Source organism: Paenibacillus rhizoplanae (assembly GCF_042684125.1).
GTDB classification, from domain to species: Bacteria; Bacillota; Bacilli; order Paenibacillales; family Paenibacillaceae; genus Paenibacillus_AQ; species Paenibacillus_AQ rhizoplanae.
The window spans coordinates 57,797-74,926 of the sequence record NZ_JBHUKY010000007.1; the positions used below are offsets into that span (position 1 = coordinate 57,797).

Genomic DNA, 17,130 nt, shown 5'->3' on the forward strand with positions numbered 1-17,130 from the left:
CAAAGATGCGCGATAAGGAAGGTGATGGCATTGTCCGGCAACAATGAATACGGGGCGCTGACCGAAGGCGTCTATTATATCCTCTTGTCTCTGCTCACCCCGATGCACGGCTACGGCATTATGCAGAATGTGAAGCTGCTGAGCAATCAGCGTGTGGAGCTGGGGGCAGGCACGTTATATGGGGCGTTAAGTACGCTTGTGGAACGGGGCTGGATCGAGCTGCTGGCAGGCGGAGTAGATTCCCGCAAGAAGGAATACCAGATTACAGAGCTAGGCAAATTGATAGTCCAGAGTGAAATGACAAGGCTTGACGAGCTGCTCACAAATGGAAGAAAGCTACTGGGAGGCGAAGAGTAATGAGTCAGGTGGTGCGCAAATATTTTATTGATTTCGAGAAGGAAGAGGCATGGCTGAATGAGATGTCGGCCAAGGGGCTCGCACTCGTTGAATATTCTTGGGCCCGTTATGTGTTCGAGGAGAGTGCCAAGGGGGAGTATATTTACCGGCTTGAGCTGCTTGAGAAGGACCCGAAGGAGGAGTCCGACTATCTGCAATTTATGGAGGAGACCGGAGCGGAGCGTGTGCCTGCCGGAGCCCCTGCAAAGGCCAAGCGTACATTGATCAACCAGCGCTGGGTGATCTTTAGAAGGAAGGCCTCGGAAGGCCCCTTCCAGATCTATTCCGATGCAGATTCCAAAATCAAACACTATCAGCGAATCTACAAAGTCTATCTGTCCCTCGCATTCCTTGAGCTGATCATCGGCTCCTTAAATATCATGCTGATTATGCTCAATACTTCCTCTAACATCTACAAAATCAACCTTACCGTGGGAGTGTCCGTTGTGATTCTGGGCCTGTTCTTCGTGTGGCTCAGCCTGCCGGTCCGCCGCAAGATCCTCCGGCTGCAGCAGGAGAAGCTGATTCGGGAGTGAGAGGATGCGCAGAATAACTACTTGATAACCTCCCTACCGAGTGCAACTTCTTCATTTGAATCAAAATACCATCTATCCTCATTTTTAACTACAGAAGTAAGTGAGTAGAGCCGCTCCTTAAACTTCGATGGATCGTTGTTAGCTTGAAGTGTACAGACCCAATAAACAACTGCTTGATTTGCCGAATAAGAGACAATGACAGCCTGTTCTTCAGTATATTCCAGATCAAACTTTCGAGTAGACCATTCCCGGAGATCCCTGAGACCCTGCTCGTAGTCGGCCGTTAGGTTGGCAGGGTCTTGCAGCGCCAGTTCCGCATCCACATCTTTATCATTTATAGCTTTAGAATAAGCAGCGAGCAACTCACGAATGGCCATTTTATCTGCGGCCGGAACGCTTACCTCTTTATTTATCAATGAAGTATAGTTTAGATATTCTGTATTATTGATTTCTATATTATGTATCATCCAACTGGCATCGGGCTTATGCTCCATTTCCAATGTTACATGCTCAACACGGTCCAGAAGTTCAGTTTCTGTCTTACGAAAGGAGACATCAGCAAGCATTACTGTATACTCTCCCCACGATTTCATTTCAAGCATGTCGATCGACTTAAAGCCATCCAGAGTCTGATAATGGGCTTTAATTAGTGCCTGCATTTTTTTCAGGTCCACCTTTTTAGGCTTGCCTTGCAGATCCTTGTATACTTTAACTATTTTGTTCGTCTTATCATAGTCAGCACTAATATAGTCAGTCTCACTATACAACGAGAGCGCAACCAGGGCATCCGCGCCCGAACCAATAACCATCGGAATGTTCGAATCATAGGTGTACAGAGAACCATTTACGATTGTTTTTTCCGTTTTGAGATCAACTTTAAAGGAAGCATCCTCTGAGGTAGCTGTAATCTGCTTGCCCGCAGCATCATACTTGAATTTAAAGCCCAAAGCCTGCACCACACTGCGGAATTCAACATACACACTTCCTCCTTGAATCACCGAAGCCGCACGAGGATGGATTTCCTTATTTTGCACATATACACGAATTCCCTTTGCAGTCTCACTTGCTGTTGCTGCGGATACTGTATTAGCGGTCATCGCAACGCCCAGCAGAGTAATCAGCAGGAGGTACAGCACATTTGCCATATGTATTTTCTTCTTCAAATTCCTTATTCCCCTTCGACAGATGATTTTATATATCTATCTAACGATTATAGGGAATTAAGTGGAAAATCAGCATCTGCTATCGCCGATTTTGCTGCTACCGGGAGATATGTAAACATTTAAGTGTTGTTTTTCCAACTCTTGTCGGAATATCGTCCATTCGTTCGTTAGCAAGTGCCTAAAATCCACCTATTTCCCCGATCATGGCAAGAAGAGCGGTTTTTCGCGTACATCCGGTCCACACGCCTGCTCCCCAGCATATTGTATTCGGTTTTTCGCTTACACCCGGTCCACGTGTACTCACGCCAAACCTACACCTATACAAACTATACAAAAATTAAGCCCCTCCCTTCCGGGAGAGGCTCATGGCATGATTATTTTGCTTCGTTAGGCTTATGCTAGGCTCCGCTTACTGCACCTTCTCACGATCCTTACCCTTATCAGACTCCCCGGCGTTCTTGTTCGCGGCCTCGCGGTCCTGCATCATCTCGTCTACTGACTTCACCTTGAGACGGGCGGCGCCTTCGTTGCCGGCATTCGTCGGGATCAGATCACCGGAGGCGAGCCGTTCCTTCGCTTCAGCAATCGCTGCGCTGTACTGCGGCAGCCACTGTTCCCCAGCCACCAGCATCTCGTCAACCATCTGCCAGATCTCCTTCGGATTGCAGACGGCGCCGACCAGCGGGTCCATCATGAATGCCTGGCGCAGCAGCTTGTCGTCGCCATGCACAGCCGCTTCCACCGCCAGGCGCTGCACGGAGATGCTAACGTTGCAGACTGCCGCCAGGCCGAGCGGCAGGTCGCCGACCAGCGGCATCGAGATGCCGTTGCGGTCTACGTAGCCCGGCGCTTCAATAATGGCATCATCCGGCAGATTGGAGATCACGCCGTTATTCACCATGTTGAAGTGGCCTCTGTACACGCGTCCTGTCTCCAGCCCTTCGATGATAAACGAGCCATGCTCCTCGCCCCGCTTCTCCGGGATGTACTCCAGCGCCGGGTCCTTCATCCAGTTCGGGAAGTCCGTCTCGAACCAGTTGCGGCCTTCCGTGCAGACCCGCAGGTAGCCGCCCGTCTCCCCATTAATCCACACGCCCAGATCGATCCAATCCATGATCTCGCTCGGGCGCTTGCGGTACCAAGGTACATATTCGCTCAGGTGACCATTCGATTCCGTGCTGTAATAGCCGAAGCGGCGGAGCATATCGATCCGTACCTTCTCGGTGCGGCTGTATTCGGGATGCTGCTCGAAGGCCTCCAGCAGACCCGCCGTCAGATCCTTGCCTTCATGCTTCGCAGAAATGTACCAGGTCTGGTGATTGATCCCGGCACAGATAATGTCCACCTGCGACTTCTCCAGACCGTACACCTGGGCGATCTGCTGATGACCATGCTGTACGCCATGACAGAGTCCGATCGTCCGCACACCGCCGTATTTATTGCAGGCCCAGGTCAGCATAGCCATCGGATTCGAGTAATTCAGCAGCAATACATCCGGTGCAGCTGTCTCACGGATATCACGGCAGATCTCCAGCATCTCCGCGATCCCGCGCTGCCCGTACATAATCCCGCCTGCGCACAGCGTATCTCCCACACACTGATCCACGCCATACTTCAGCGGAATATCCACATCGGTAGCGAAGGCCTCCAGGCCCCCCATACGGATAGTACAAAATACGTACTTGGCATCTTCGAGCGCTTCCCTGCGGTCCGTGGTGGAAGAGATGGTGATATTCAGACCATTCTCCTTAATATCCCGCTGGCATAGCTCGGTGACCATGTCCAGGTTATGGCTGTTTATATCCATGAACGAAACTTCGATATTACGGAATTCCGGCACAGTCAGCAGGTCGCGCAGCAGTCCGCGGGTGAACCCGATACTGCCCGCCCCGATAAAGGTTACTTTAAAAGACATCGTTATCATCCTCCGGCAATGAATTGTTGATTCCTGTCCATTGTAACAAGGAGGCTGCCGGAAGCGTAACCAATATCATGACCATTTTGCCGCTATAGTGTCAACAATCCTAACTTTGTGCACACCATCCCCATCCCGGATTGAACATGAAGCTATTCTTCACTCCAGTAATGGCGATCAACAGAGTTGCGGTATTCGATAGGAGTACAGCCGGAATATTTCTTGAATAGCAGATGAAAATACTGCCTGCTGCTGATCCCCACATAGTCGGCAATCTCCGCTACCGGAATTTCGCCCTGTCCCAGGAGCATGCGGGCCTTCTCCATACGCAGCTGGTTCAAGTAGTCAGTCAGGGTCTGCCCTGTGTGCGTCCTGAAGATGCGGTGCAGATAACCCGGATGGACATTCACGGAGAGCGCAACCTCCTTAACCTGAATGCTCCGGTCATAATTCTGATGCAGGAACTCGATGGCCCGCCGCACATAGAGCTGTGAGGGCTGCTGGCTGGACGGGAGCGACTCTATGCGCAGCCGGGCCAGACGCAGCAGCAGCTCCGCGAAAAGCAGATGTACCATGCTGCTCCCCTTCCGCCCGCGTTGATCCAGCTCCAGCACCAGCGCCTTCAGTACATGGAAGACCTCCTCCTGATCGGACAACACCAGACTGTCGAACGGATGCCGCAGCAGCTCTGCCAGCACCTCCTCCTCCCGGGCCAAGCTGCCGATGGAAGGAACTACGCCCCCATATTCGGTAAAAGCAAATTCCACATTCAGCATCCGGCACGAGGAGCCCTCTTCTACGATCAGCCGGTGCTGCACCTCCGCATCCAGCAGAATCATCTCTCCCCGCTTCAGCTGGAAGGGCGTGTCGCCGCCCGCTTCATCCCGCACCTCCACCACACAGCTGCCTGAGATCAGATACATAATTTCCGTGGAGTTATGGTGATGATAGGCCATCGTATAATTGCTCCACTGCTTATAATAGTAAGCCAGAAAGTGCGGGCTATAATCCCGCTCCAGCAATCCCTGCTCAAAAAGACTCCCGGTCATCTCCGGCATTCCGCCCGCCTCCCCTCTGCCAGTATTGAGTATTGATAGCACAAGTGTATCGCGTGAGCGCAGGCAGGACAAGCAGCGGGTTAACCCCCTCCCTGTCCACTAGCCTACGCGCCAGCAAAATATGTTCGGTTTTTCGCATACATTCGGCCCAGACTTCCCGGCGCAGAAAACAAGAGCAGAAGGCTCGCGCCCTCTGCTCCCGTTCATCATCCTGGGTGGATTGTTGTCAATATTCCATTCACCAGACTATACACCCCGCCGCCCTCTATCTCTTCGGGCTGGCCATTCAGCAGGTAGATGCCGGTCTCTTCGTCAATTCCGTAATTCGGCAGCTCGCCGAGGGTACGGACCGCCGTCCGTAAATGCTCCTCCTCATCCCACTGGGTGAAATGGACGGATAGCAGCAGGTCAGGAATCAGATTGAGGCCCTTGCGGTGTTTGAATTGTCTGCTCTCATTATCCTTGGCGGAAATTACGCAACGCTCCGGGCTAATCAAGGCTCCTGCCGAGAATCCCGCAACCGGTATTCCCGACTCATAACGCTGCCGGATTACCTCACCGATAGGGGTATCCACAATGAGGTCGGCATACAGATCCGTATCCCCGCCCCCGATGATGATCCCGCCGCAGGCCCGGAGGCACTCTATAGCCGTATTCACCTCAGTAGACTTCAGCGGCAAATAACAGAATTCGGCTATCCCCGCGTCAGCCAGCGGCTGCATGCAAGCAGCCATATAGTCCGGCCAGTCTTCTCCTTCTTCAAATAACACAGCGACAGGTTGTGTGGCTGCTGCCATCGTGCTTACGAACCTCCGTGCCAGTCCACGGGTAAATGGCGGACCTCCGCCGTTCAGAAATAAATGCTTGTCCACGACATCACCTTCAATATTCAGGATATCCTGCAATCTAACCTCATCCATCTTATAAAAAAGCGCAGGTTCCCGCAATACGCTTCCTCACCGGCTCCCCCTTCATCCTGTTATCCCTTTAGCCCTGAAAAGAAATCATCGACTGCTTCAGATTCTCTGCCAGCGTCTCCAGCTTGCCCGACAGTTCGACCAGCTCTCTGCTGACCGTAAATTGCTGTGAGGACATGGACGCTACCTCTTCTGTAGAGGCGCTGGTCTGCTGCACCACCGAGATCACACTGGCCATGGATTGTCCCAGCTGCTGCTGGTATTCGGCCAGCTCGGAGACAGCCGCCGAGGACTGGTTCAGAACTCCGCTGAACACCTCCATCTCGGCCCTTACACTCCCGAAGATGAGAGAGGATTCCCGGACCGAAGCCAGCTGGCTGTCAAACATCGGTGCAGCTTCACTGACAACCTGGACGGTGTTCTCAATATGGCTGCTGATCTCCTCCGTAATTCTGGAGACGGAGGCAATCGACTGGCTGGATTGATTGGCCAGCCCCCGGATCTCATCGGCAATGACAATGAACCCTCTGCCGGCGGCTCCTGCACGTGCAGCTTCAATGGATGCATTCAGTGCCAGGATATTCGTCTGCTTGTTCATGGCAATCATCGGGGAGAGGATGCTGCGGATCAGCACTGTGCTGTCCCGCAGCATGGCTGAATTCTCCTGAATCAAGTCCATCATCTTCAGGACGCTCTCACTTTGTGCAACCAGCTTCTTCATCCGCTCCGCTCCCTGGTCGCTGGCCTCCATGACCTTCCCTGCCGAAGCGGCCATGACCGCATTCGTCCCGGCCACTTCGTTCGCCTTGTCCCTCATTAGCTCCACCTTGGCGTTGCTGCTCTCCGCTTCAGCCGCCAGACTGGCAGCTCCGCCTGCGATTTCACCGGTCGCAGCGGCTACCTCGCTGGCCTGGCCGCTGATCGCTCCCGAAGCTGCGACAAGCTGCTCCGAGGTGGTCAGCACTTCAGCAGCCGAGCTGCTGCTCCGGCCCGCCAGCAGGGAGATCTGCTCCATCATCCGGTTGAAGCTGTGGCCCAGCCGCCCGATCTCATCCCGGCCCTTGAAGTCCGTCCGCACCTGCAGGTTGCCTTGCTCGCCCTCCTCCATCAGACGGGCCAGCTTGCCGAGCGGACGCCCGATGAGCCGCACCAGAACATAGCCGATGACCAGAGCAATAAGCGCTGCTGCCAATACTACCAGGAAGGTAATATAGAGCAGCCTGTCGGCAGATTTGGTGAAGTCGCTCACCGGCGCATATCCCAGCAGCGTCCAGTCCGCTGTAGCCAGCGGCTGATAGACCACCAGTTGAGGATTGCCCTGCTCATCCCCGGCAGTGAACGAATGCTTCCTTCCTCCTTCCTTTAACGCCCCGGGCTGCTCTTGCTCCTGTACCCCGGTCTTCCTCTCTGCGGTATGTATATAAGAAGGCTGCCCGAGCAGCGCATCGTCAGCACCGTATGCCACCCGGCCCGAAGGATCAAGGATGCGGATATCCCCGGCAAGCCCGATATGCAGATTAGACAACACACCCGTCAGCGCGCTTCCCTTCATCTCAATCAGCATATAATACTCGGCGGCCGGATTCTGAATATTCCGCAGCAGACGGCCCATTGTCAGAGAGGACTGGCTGTACGCGTCAAAAAAACCCTTGGCACGTACAGGGAACCAGACAGGCTCACCTTTGCCGTTATCAATCTCTTTCATCCGGGCAAGGATACCTTCATCACTCCGCACGCCGCTAATCCCCGTCGATTTATAGGATTCGGCGTCTACCATGCTTCTGGAGACCAGCCGGACACCAAGCAGCCGCTCATCCGATCCTCTGACGGAGTCCAGCTTGCGGCGTATCCGATCCTCTGCTGCTGCCCGCGCAACCGTACCGGCGGTTGGAAGATTAACCGTCTCCATGTCAGCCTTTAGCGCCGGATCTACAGCAAATTGCCTGGAGAGCGCTTCATATTCAGCGAACAGGAAATCCAGCTTGTCCGCCGCCTGGACAATGGATTGTGAGGAGGCAGCTGCCACCTCATCGGTAATGATCCCTTTTGCCGCATAATAGGAGGTTAAGCCCAGAACTGAGGACAACAGGACAATAGTACAGAACAGAATTACGAATAACTTGACGCCAACCGAGCTGAAATTAATAAAACGCCGCCGTTGCATTACATTCTCCCCTTATCATCCAGATCACGATTTCTCCACAAAAGAAAGGTGCAGCCCCTCAGAACTGCTTCAAGGCCGCACCCGTTATTCGTACATACATTGTCTAATACTATTTCCTATCCCTTGCTGGCTCCCGCCGTCAAACCGTCAACCAGCAGACGCTGCAGGAAGCCGAACAGAATCATAATCGGTACAGAGATCAGCACTGCACCCGCCGCAAACAGCGTAAAATTAGAATTCTGCATCGTATTGACCATATCCCACATGCCCACCGCGACCGTCCAGTTCTCCTTGGTCCGCAGGATCAGCTTGGCGAAGATAAAGTCCACCCACGGTCCGACAAACAGGGTCAGCGCTATATACGTGATCATCGGACGGGACAACGGCAGGATAATCCGGGTGAAAATCCCGAAGTTGCTCGCCCCGTCAATCCGTGCCGCTTCATCCAGCGAACGCGGAATCGTGTCCAGGAAGCCTTTGGCGATCAGTGTCCCTCCGAGAGGCGCTCCGGCCGCATACACGATAATCAGGGCCAGATGGGTATCCAGCAGGTTGAACTCCTTCAGCAGCAGATAGATGGCAATCATGCTCATGAAGCCCGGGAACATCCCGAGAATCAGCAGCGTGGACATCGTTGTCTTGCGGCTTTTGAACCGGAACCGGGATAAGGCATAGCTGGTCAAAAGCGTCAGCACCACGCCGATCAGCATTGAGAATACCGCTATTTTGAGCGTATTGGCATACCAGGTTCCAAACATATACACCGGTGAGGTGAATAGCTCCTTATAGTGTGCAAGTGTGAACTGCTCAGGAATCAGCGTCTTGCTGTACAAGGATTTACCCGGCCGGAAGGAGGCAAGCAGAATCCAGAGTGCCGGATAGATGGCAGCAATCGCCAGTGCAACCAGAACAATGTAGCTTAAGCCCAGACGAATAAAGTTGACAGCTTTGCGTCCGATGATCATTGAATCATGTCCTCCTCTTGGAATGATTTGGTCCGGCGGTAGTTGTACAGGGAGAACCCGGCAACAATAATGAACAGGATGATCCCTATCGCAGACGCCATATTATTCTTGTTCTGATCCAGCGTCAGCTTATACAGCCAGGTGACAAGCAGGTCCGTCGAACCGGCGTATTGATAGTTCCCGTTCACCGGGTTCCCTCCCGTCAGCAGGAAGATGGCATTGAAGTTATTGATATTGCCGGCGAACTGCATAATCAGCGTAGGGGCGGTAGAGAACAGGATCATCGGCAGAGTGACAATCCGGAATTTCTGATAATTCGTTGCCCCATCGACTTCAGCCGCCTCATACATATCGCGGGGAATCGTGGTCAGCACCCCCATAATCAGCAGCATGGACACCGGAATACCTACCCACATGTTCACGACGATTACTGTAACCTTGGCCCAGAACGGATCGGTCAGCCAAGGCAATCCATCCAGTCCGAAAAAGCCAAGATACTGGTTGATCGGGCCGAATTGCCCGTTGAACAGGTTGCGCATCAAGAGGAGGGAGATCATCTGCGGAATGGCATAAGGAATGATCAGTAGCATTCTCCACATACCCTTGAAGCGGATACCTTTTTGGTTGATCAGCAGGGCGACCAGCATCCCGCCGAAATAAGTAGTTATGGTTGACAGAACCGCCCAGATAATGGTCCAGGTAAGTACACCGTAAAAGGTATGGCTCCAGGTTTTTAGCACCAGCAGATTGCGGAAGGTCTCAAAGCCCACCCAATCCACCAGCTTGGCCGGAGGAATGTGATTCGGTGCGGCATAGTTGGTAAAAGCCAGCATGATCATAAAGAAGATCGGCATAATAGTGAAGAACAGAATGCCCATACCCGGGAGCAGCAAGAAGCTCTGGGCGAATTTGTAATCGAGTATATAACGTACGGATTGCTTAAATGTATGCGATGGACGGCCGTTTTCGCGTTCTGCTCCGATTTTATAGGCATCCCTAATATTCATGTACCAGACGATCAGGAATAACACAAAGAACAGCAGGGTAATCAGGCTTTCAATCAGAATGACGATGGAATGGTCTCCGGGAACCATCTTGGCAATCCCTTTTACCTTCTCCAGACGGCTTGGAGATTCACCGAGTGTGGTCATTCCCCAGAAGGCTCTTCCCAAATTGCTAATGAAATAAATAAGTGCTACAGCTTCTACAGCTATGAACATTAGCCCTTTGATGAATTGGCGGTTATATATTTGTCCCAGTCCCATAAAAATGGCCGACAGTATCCCAGCTTTCGCTTTGTGTCGCTGCATTTCCCTTCCGTTCTCCTCTCCGTGCCGAATTCAAGGAAACTGCCCGCTGCAAGGCTTTGCGGCGGGCGGCTTGAATTCCACTGTAAGCTCATGGTTGTGTAATTACTGGGCAGTAGCCCCGTTGTTCAGGTCCTTGATTTGTTCTACAGCTTTGTCCATCGCAGTCTTAGGATCAGTGTTGTTATCCCAGATTGCCGGAAGTGCTGCGTTCACCGGGCTCCAGACGTTCCCCATTTCAGGAATCGAAGGCATCGGCTGTGAATTCTTGGCTTGCTCAGCAAAAGCGGATACGAACGGATCACCAGTAATTTGCGCATCCTGCAGCGCTTCATTGTTCGTCGGCACAGAACCGATCAGCTTATTGAGCGTAAGCTGCGAATCTTTGCCGGAAGCAAAGCGGGCATACAGTTTAGCGGCATTCGGATATTGCGTATACGCGTTGACTGTAAAGATTTTGATTCCGGAGAAGGTGATCGCGGTTTTACCGTCAATGGTAGGAACCGGCTCGATGCCGAGGTTGTCGCCCAGCGCTTCTTTGTAACCGGCAAGCTCCCATGGTCCTGTAATGTCCATTGCTACATCGCCTGAGTTGAACAAGCTGCGCTTGATGTCCGGATTAATATCACCGCTCTTGATCGGCAATACTTCCTTCAGCTTGGCAAATTCCGTCAGGCCTTTGATCGCGCCTTCATTGTTCAGACCAATATCGTCCTTGTCGGTACCGTCTTTGCCGAACAGGTAACCGCCGGTGGTGGCGATGAACGGATAGTTGAAGTACATGTTGCCGACTTCCCACATAATGCCGTATCTGTTCTTGGCTTTATCGGTGAACGTTTTGCTGAAGGCAATGACGTCGTCGAAGGATTTAGGAGCTTCCTTCAGCAGAGATTTATTGTAGAACAGTGCATAGGTCTCTGCCGCTCTCGGATACCCGTACAATTCACCATCATAAGAGGAGCCTACGATGGAAGCCTCCGTGTTCTCAGCCTTGGTCTGCTCCGCGAAAAGATCATTAGGGAGCACCAGACTCGCGCTTGCCGCCTTGCCTAGGTTATCATGAGGAATGACGACAACGTCAGCGGCCAGACCCGAAGGACCATCTTGGGTAAGCTTACCGACTTGATCGGGCGGGGCCACCTCTTCGATTTTGATAGGGACGTTATACTTGGCAGTGAACTGCTTGGCGATCTCTTCGGCGAACTGTCTTTCTTCTTTACTCTCCCAAATGACCAGTGAAGCGCCCTCTTCAGGAACGATCTCATCGGTTGCCGGTGTGTTTGCGCCGCCGGCACCAGCGTTGTCTGTAGCCGCTGCATTATCCGCAGGAGCATTCGTCGCTGCTGCATTTCCCCCATTGTTGTTTGAGCCGCACGCCGTAATTGAGATTGCCATGGAGCACGCTGCGGTGAGAACCATAAGTTTTTTGAGATCCATTCCTTTAACCCCTCCTGTGTGTGTATATCACTTAATTTGACGATGATGCTTCTTTTAACTTGACGATAATGCTCCCTTCTTTGCGCAAACGATTTCAGAGGATTCAAAAATAATTCTATTTCCTCCCATTGTCTCTTCCGAATACGTTATGCCCAGTTCAGAAAGCGCTTCATTCCTGAATTCATAATACATCAGCAGACTTGCAGTTGTAAAAACGTTTGCACATAGAATATTCGCTAATATTTCGCCATTATATATGGATAATGTTACCTTCACTCTCTTTATCGCATGATTTCTTTAAATAACTTTGATATACTTCGATTTCAAAATTCAATTCTGCATATTTTGTCGTATTTAGACGAATAATGTTGTATGATTGCTAAATATTATCAATTTACAGACTTTGGAAATCGGTTTCCCGCTCCTAAAACTTTGTGCAACTGTTTGTACAAAACTCTTGAACCTCATTTTGTTCCGTGCTATAATCCAAACCATCATGAAACACCTCATTCTTCACCAATCTAAAGGCACTGTTCCTTCTCAGGTACAACCTCGGCATAATTATCCGGGGGTTGTGCCTTTTTGCCATGTGCTGAATCGGGTGCGTAATCTATATAAATTGAACTACTGGTTTTATGTTTTGGGATTAGCCGTGACTCCAGAGAAGTTTTGGACTTCCGGCCGCTGTTGTCTGCAGATTTCATAATTTATACCGCTGTTCGCGGTCGAAATCCGCAGACAAAGGCGGTCGCTACCGCTCCTCCAGTTCCAAAATTCCCCTCCGCCACTTTTCCCTTAATTTAAATTTCTAAGTTCAATCTATATAGCCAAACTAAATCTAGGAGGAATTAATATGTTATTAGAAGCCGTGTATCATCGTCCCCGTCTGAACTGGTCGTACGCCTATGATCACAACACCATCCACCTGCGTCTGCGGGCCAAGAAGGGGGATCTGACTGAGGTCTTCGCCTGGGCGGGCGATAAATATGCCTGGGACACCACCAAGGAATTGATTCCGATGACCCTGTTCACTTCCGATGCGATGTTCGATTACTGGGAATGCGAATCGGTTCCGCTCTACCGCAGGCTGAAATACGGCTTCCTGCTGCAGCAGGGCCAAGAACGGATCTGGATGACAGAGAGTGATTTCCAGAAGGAGCGTCCCGCGAATCCTAACCGGCTGTTTGAATTCCCCTACATAAGCCGCGGTGATGTCTTCACGCCTCCGGCTTGGGTCAAGGATGCGGTGTTTTATCAGATTTTCCCGGAACGGTTCGCTAACGGCAATCCTGACATAAGTCCTGATAATGTAGAGCCTTGGGGCGGAACCCCCCGGCCGGATAATTTCTTCGGCGGAGATCTGCAGGGTGTCATAGATCATCTCGACCATCTGACGGAGCTGGGCATTACGGGCATTTATTTCACACCGGTCTTCACTGCCACCACCAATCACAAATATGACACAGAGGACTATATGCAGGTCGATCCGCATTTCGGTGATGTGGACACGCTGAAAAGATTGGTCGATGCTTGTCATGAGCGCGGCATCCGCGTGCTGCTGGACGCGGTCTTCAACCATGCGGGACGTACCTTCGCCCCATTCGTGGATGTGCTGGAGAAGGGCGAGGATTCGGAATATAAGAACTGGTTCCATATCCGCGAATATCCGCTCCAGGTCGTGAACAATATCCCGACCTATGACGCCTTCGCCTTCGAGCCGCTAATGCCGAAGCTGAACACGGAGCATCCTGAGGTCAAGGAATACCTGCTGAAGGTCGCCGAATACTGGATCAAGGAAGTTGGCATTGACGGCTGGCGTCTGGATGTGGCCAACGAGGTGGATCATGAATTCTGGCGTGATTTCCGCAAAGTAGTGAAGCGTGCCAATCCTGAGGCTTACATTCTGGGCGAGATCTGGCATGAATCGGCCCCTTGGCTGGAAGGCGACAAATTCGATGCCGTCATGAACTATCCGTTCACGGACGCGGTGCTCGACTTCTTCGTCTACGGCACACTGGATGCCGAGGGCTTCGCCCATTCGATCGGCAGACAGCTGTCCCGGTATCCGCTCCAGGCCAGCGAGGTTGCCTTCAATCTGCTCGACAGCCATGATACGGCGCGTCTGCTGACAGTGGCAGAGGGCGATAAGAATGTCATGAAGCTGGCTGCGCTGTTCCAGTTCACCTTCATGGGCACGCCCTGCATTTACTACGGGGACGAGATCGGAATGGATGGCGGAGGCGACCCCGACTGCCGGAAATGCATGGAGTGGGACCCGGAGCGGCAGGACCGCGATTTGTTCAACTTTTACCGTAAGCTGATTGAGATCCGCGGCAGCCACCCGGCGCTGCGTACCGGACGCTTCACCTTCCTAGAAGCCGGAGCCGGAGGCAGTAAGCTGGCATACGAGCGCAGTCAGGGCGATGATCTGATCATCGTGCTGATCAATACGGAGGAGACGGTGCAGACCTTCCGGCTGGACGTCCAGGAACGTAATTGGGAGAATCTGTGGACCGGCGAAGCGCTCCGCGCCGAACGAGGCAAGCTGTCACTGCGGCTGCCGGCATACGGTTTCGCCGTGCTTCAGGCCAGCATGTCCTAAACTCTGCCCGCTCTCTTATAAGCTGATTCAGAAAATTTTGGCGCAAACGTTTGTATTTTGAAGCAGAGCTACTACTTAGTACTGGACACAATAGAACCAATTCTGTTGTGTCCTTAATATAATGAGTATTTATAGGGTCTGTTGATTTTTTTGAACTTGCTAATCTTCCGGAAGAGTAATGTTCAACTGCTTACTTTTTAAAGATTGATCAGCCACACTCTACTCTATTTGCACTAAATTCGCACAAAATCCCCTTGTTAATTGCACAGATTTGCATACACCTCTGCTCCACTTCCAGATGCACAATAGCTTAAGCCGTATCGCCGCGTGATGCTCAGAACGTGTAACCCACGGGGATTGCGCCCTATGCGAGGTTTCACTATTTACAATCATCCCCACTTCGATTAATATTACAGTGTAAAGCAAACGGTTCCATTAGGAGGTTTCTATGACAGTTACCATTAAGGACGTTGCCAAGAAAGCGGGGGTCTCTCCCTCCACGGTGTCCCGGGTGTTGTCAGGCCATCCCAGAATCAGCTTAGAAACTTCCCGCAAGGTCAAAGTGATTATGGAAGAAATGGGCTACACCCCGAATATGATGGCCAAAAGCTTAGTATCCAAGACCACTAACAGTATCTGCATCATTCTTCCTAAACCGGCCGAAGAGCTGTTCTCCAATTTGTTTTTTATGGAATTAATCCGCGGGATCGTCACTCAGTCCAGCCGTTCCGGCTATGATGTGCTAATCAGCTCCGGGGCGAATGAGAAGGAAGAGCTTGAAGCTGTCTCCCGATTGCTCAAGGGACGCCGCGTGGACGGTGTTATTCTGCTATATTCCCGTAAAGACGATGCGGTGATCGATTTTCTGCAGTCAGGCGGTTATCCCTTTGTCCTGGTAGGACGGAGTGACCGCTACGAAGATATTCTGTCAGTGGACAATGATAATATCATGGCCGCCTATGATGCGACGAATCATCTCATCTCCATGGGACATGAACGCATCGGCTTCGTCAGCGGCCCGCCGAACCTCATCGTCTCGTGCGACCGGCTGGAGGGTTACCGCAAAGCCATGCAGGGCAAGGGTCTTGCGATGAAGGATGAATGGATCGTCGAAGGCGAGTTCCTGCAGGATAGCGGCTATAGGGCGATGTCCTTCTTCATGAATCTTCCGAACCGTCCGACAGCGCTTGTCGCAGTGGATGATATGGTCTCTTTCGGCGTACTCCGCGGATTGAACGAGCTGAAGTACAAGGTCCCCGAGGACCTGGCGATTGTCAGCTTCAACAATATCCCGCTCTCCGAGCTGTCCAGTCCTCCGATCAGCAGTATTGATATCGGAATTTATCATCTTGGCTATACGGCCTCACAGGTTCTGATCCAGAACATCCAGAAGCCGGATAATCAGGACGGGTATACGAACCGTTTTGTTATTCCCCACCGTCTAATCGTACGGGAGTCCTCTATGCATACTCCGGGAAATTAAGGCATGTACAAGAAAATGAATGGAGCAGACTTACGCTTCATTTATTTTTTGGAGCTTTGTACAAACGTTTGCGCTAAAGTTTAGAATGTTGCTGGTAGGGGGATTCCCGCCTGCGACTGCTGGCGGTGAGGCTGGGGCTGATACACACTTTTTTAGTTTTCACTGTTCGGCCCTCGGGTGCATAGGAAATGTTGCACATTTTGCAGGAATTCCACCAGCAGGGCACGATTCGCAGAGAAATGTTGCATATTTTGCAGGATTCTTGCCCCTTTGGCACACAGCTTTCACCGATTGTTGCATTTTGTGCAGGATTTCCGCCTGCAGGGCACGATTCACAGAGAGATGTTGCATATTTTGCAGGATTCTTGCCCACATGGCGCGATAACCACATCTAATTGTTCACTAATCATTGTAGGAGGTTCAACATGTCAGAAATCAAAGCCTGCCTGTTCGATCTGGACGGCGTTCTCGTAGATACGGCCCGGTACCATTATATTGCTTGGAGGGAGCTGGCCGAGGAACTCGGATTCGTCTTCACCGAGCAGGATAATGAACGGCTCAAAGGTGTCAGCCGGGCCGCGTCCCTGAATATCCTGCTGGAGGTCGGCGGCATTGAGCTTGGAGAAGCCGAGAAAGCCCGGCTCGCCGAGCAGAAGAATAACCGCTATGTCGAGTATATCGCCAAGATGGACAGCTCGGAGATTCTGCCCGGCGCCCTGGCATTCCTGCAGGAATGCCGGACAGCCGGTATCAAGGTAGCTCTCGGCTCCGCCAGTAAGAACGCGATGACCATCCTGAACAATACCGGCCTGACCCCATACTTCGATGCTATCATCGACGGCACGCATACCAGCGCCGCCAAGCCGGACCCGGAGGTCTTCCTGCTGGGTGCAAAGGCTCTGGACACCGATCCCGCACAATGCGTCGTCTTCGAGGATGCCGCAGCCGGTATCCTGGCCGCTTCCCGTGCCGGTATGCGCAGCGTAGGCATCGGCTCACCCGAGACACTGGGTGCCGCAACCCTCGTCATCCCTTCGTTGCAGCAGATCAGCGTTGCGGCGCTCCGGGAATCTTTTTCCGTTGTTTAACGAATATTAACATCTGCTGTGTAATAGGAGTCCTTCTCTTCTGCCCTACTCTTTATAAAAGAACTGTATGTGAAAAGTGAAAGATACGTGATCAGCGGA

General features: G+C 52.0%; 13 protein-coding genes. 5 read left to right on the top strand and 8 right to left on the bottom strand.

Going from position 1 to position 17,130, the window contains the following annotated elements; all coding sequences use genetic code 11:
• Positions 1-24 precede the first annotated feature (24 nt).
• Positions 25-357: a PadR family transcriptional regulator gene (locus ACFSX3_RS01955; protein ID WP_209991506.1), complete on the top strand. Its 333-nt coding sequence runs from the start codon at positions 25-27 to the stop codon at positions 355-357.
• Complete coding sequence (locus ACFSX3_RS01960; RefSeq protein ID WP_209991327.1) at positions 357-932, top strand: DUF2812 domain-containing protein; 576 nt, start codon at positions 357-359, stop codon at positions 930-932. Before ACFSX3_RS01955 ends, ACFSX3_RS01960 begins: the two co-directional genes overlap by 1 nt.
• Positions 933-949: 17 nt before the next feature.
• Here the strand turns inward: ACFSX3_RS01960 and ACFSX3_RS01965 are convergent, their stop codons facing one another.
• The 8 genes from ACFSX3_RS01965 to ACFSX3_RS02000 form a co-directional block, all read right to left on the bottom strand.
• Positions 950-2,095, bottom strand: coding sequence for a stalk domain-containing protein (locus ACFSX3_RS01965; protein ID WP_209991329.1), 1,146 nt, complete (start codon positions 2,093-2,095; stop codon positions 950-952).
• 409 nt (positions 2,096-2,504) lie between these two features.
• A complete protein-coding gene (gene melA / locus ACFSX3_RS01970) occupies positions 2,505-4,010 on the bottom strand; it encodes an alpha-glucosidase/alpha-galactosidase (protein ID WP_209991331.1) in 1,506 nt (501 codons plus the stop codon).
• 152 nt (positions 4,011-4,162) lie between these two features.
• The gene (locus ACFSX3_RS01975; protein WP_209991507.1) at positions 4,163-5,059 is read right to left on the bottom strand and encodes an AraC family transcriptional regulator; all 897 of its coding nucleotides are present in this window, start codon (positions 5,057-5,059) and stop codon (positions 4,163-4,165) included.
• A 215-nt stretch (positions 5,060-5,274) separates the two neighbouring features.
• The gene (locus ACFSX3_RS01980) at positions 5,275-6,015 is read right to left on the bottom strand and encodes a Type 1 glutamine amidotransferase-like domain-containing protein (protein WP_379257063.1); all 741 of its coding nucleotides are present in this window, start codon (positions 6,013-6,015) and stop codon (positions 5,275-5,277) included.
• Between the two features lie 40 nt (positions 6,016-6,055).
• Positions 6,056-8,149 carry a methyl-accepting chemotaxis protein gene (locus tag ACFSX3_RS01985; protein WP_209991335.1) on the bottom strand — a complete coding sequence of 698 codons (2,094 nt, stop codon included), beginning with the start codon at positions 8,147-8,149 and terminating at the stop codon, positions 6,056-6,058.
• A 116-nt stretch (positions 8,150-8,265) separates the two neighbouring features.
• Positions 8,266-9,114 (bottom strand): sugar ABC transporter permease, encoded by an 849-nt coding sequence (locus tag ACFSX3_RS01990; protein ID WP_173138663.1) that lies wholly within the window; start codon positions 9,112-9,114, stop codon positions 8,266-8,268.
• Positions 9,111-10,424 (bottom strand): sugar ABC transporter permease, encoded by a 1,314-nt coding sequence (locus ACFSX3_RS01995; protein WP_209991336.1) that lies wholly within the window; start codon positions 10,422-10,424, stop codon positions 9,111-9,113. The genes ACFSX3_RS01990 and ACFSX3_RS01995 overlap by 4 nt, the downstream gene beginning before the upstream one ends.
• Before the next feature lie 102 nt (positions 10,425-10,526).
• Positions 10,527-11,858 carry a sugar ABC transporter substrate-binding protein gene (locus ACFSX3_RS02000; protein WP_209991338.1) on the bottom strand — a complete coding sequence of 444 codons (1,332 nt, stop codon included), beginning with the start codon at positions 11,856-11,858 and terminating at the stop codon, positions 10,527-10,529.
• A gap of 853 nt (positions 11,859-12,711) precedes the next feature.
• Between ACFSX3_RS02000 and ACFSX3_RS02005 the strand changes: the two genes are divergently transcribed.
• The 3 genes from ACFSX3_RS02005 to pgmB all read left to right on the top strand — a co-directional run bounded on the left by ACFSX3_RS02005 (position 12,712) and on the right by pgmB (position 17,031).
• Entirely contained in the window at positions 12,712-14,460 is a 1,749-nt protein-coding gene (locus tag ACFSX3_RS02005; protein WP_209991340.1) for an alpha amylase N-terminal ig-like domain-containing protein, read from the top strand.
• A 448-nt stretch (positions 14,461-14,908) separates the two neighbouring features.
• On the top strand, positions 14,909-15,943 hold the full coding sequence (locus tag ACFSX3_RS02010; protein WP_209991342.1) for a LacI family DNA-binding transcriptional regulator: 1,035 nt from the start codon (positions 14,909-14,911) through the stop codon (positions 15,941-15,943).
• A gap of 425 nt (positions 15,944-16,368) precedes the next feature.
• Positions 16,369-17,031, top strand: coding sequence for a beta-phosphoglucomutase (gene pgmB / locus ACFSX3_RS02015; protein ID WP_209991344.1), 663 nt, complete (start codon positions 16,369-16,371; stop codon positions 17,029-17,031).
• The last annotated feature ends 99 nt before the right edge of the window (positions 17,032-17,130 follow it).

Bases quoted from the DNA above. Each gene is read 5' to 3' on its own strand.
- ACFSX3_RS01955 (WP_209991506.1), top strand. From the start codon at position 25: ATGGCATTGTCCGGCAACAATGAATACGGGGCGCTGACCGAAGGCGTC.
- ACFSX3_RS01960 (WP_209991327.1), top strand. From the start codon at position 357: ATGAGTCAGGTGGTGCGCAAATATTTTATTGATTTCGAGAAGGAAGAG.
- melA (WP_209991331.1), bottom strand. From the start codon at position 4,010: ATGTCTTTTAAAGTAACCTTTATCGGGGCGGGCAGTATCGGGTTCACC.
- ACFSX3_RS01975 (WP_209991507.1), bottom strand. From the start codon at position 5,059: ATGACCGGGAGTCTTTTTGAGCAGGGATTGCTGGAGCGGGATTATAGC.
- ACFSX3_RS01985 (WP_209991335.1), bottom strand. From the start codon at position 8,149: ATGCAACGGCGGCGTTTTATTAATTTCAGCTCGGTTGGCGTCAAGTTA.
- ACFSX3_RS01990 (WP_173138663.1), bottom strand. From the start codon at position 9,114: ATGATCATCGGACGCAAAGCTGTCAACTTTATTCGTCTGGGCTTAAGC.
- ACFSX3_RS01995 (WP_209991336.1), bottom strand. From the start codon at position 10,424: ATGCAGCGACACAAAGCGAAAGCTGGGATACTGTCGGCCATTTTTATG.
- ACFSX3_RS02000 (WP_209991338.1), bottom strand. From the start codon at position 11,858: ATGGATCTCAAAAAACTTATGGTTCTCACCGCAGCGTGCTCCATGGCA.
- ACFSX3_RS02005 (WP_209991340.1), top strand. From the start codon at position 12,712: ATGTTATTAGAAGCCGTGTATCATCGTCCCCGTCTGAACTGGTCGTAC.
- ACFSX3_RS02010 (WP_209991342.1), top strand. From the start codon at position 14,909: ATGACAGTTACCATTAAGGACGTTGCCAAGAAAGCGGGGGTCTCTCCC.
- pgmB (WP_209991344.1), top strand. From the start codon at position 16,369: ATGTCAGAAATCAAAGCCTGCCTGTTCGATCTGGACGGCGTTCTCGTA.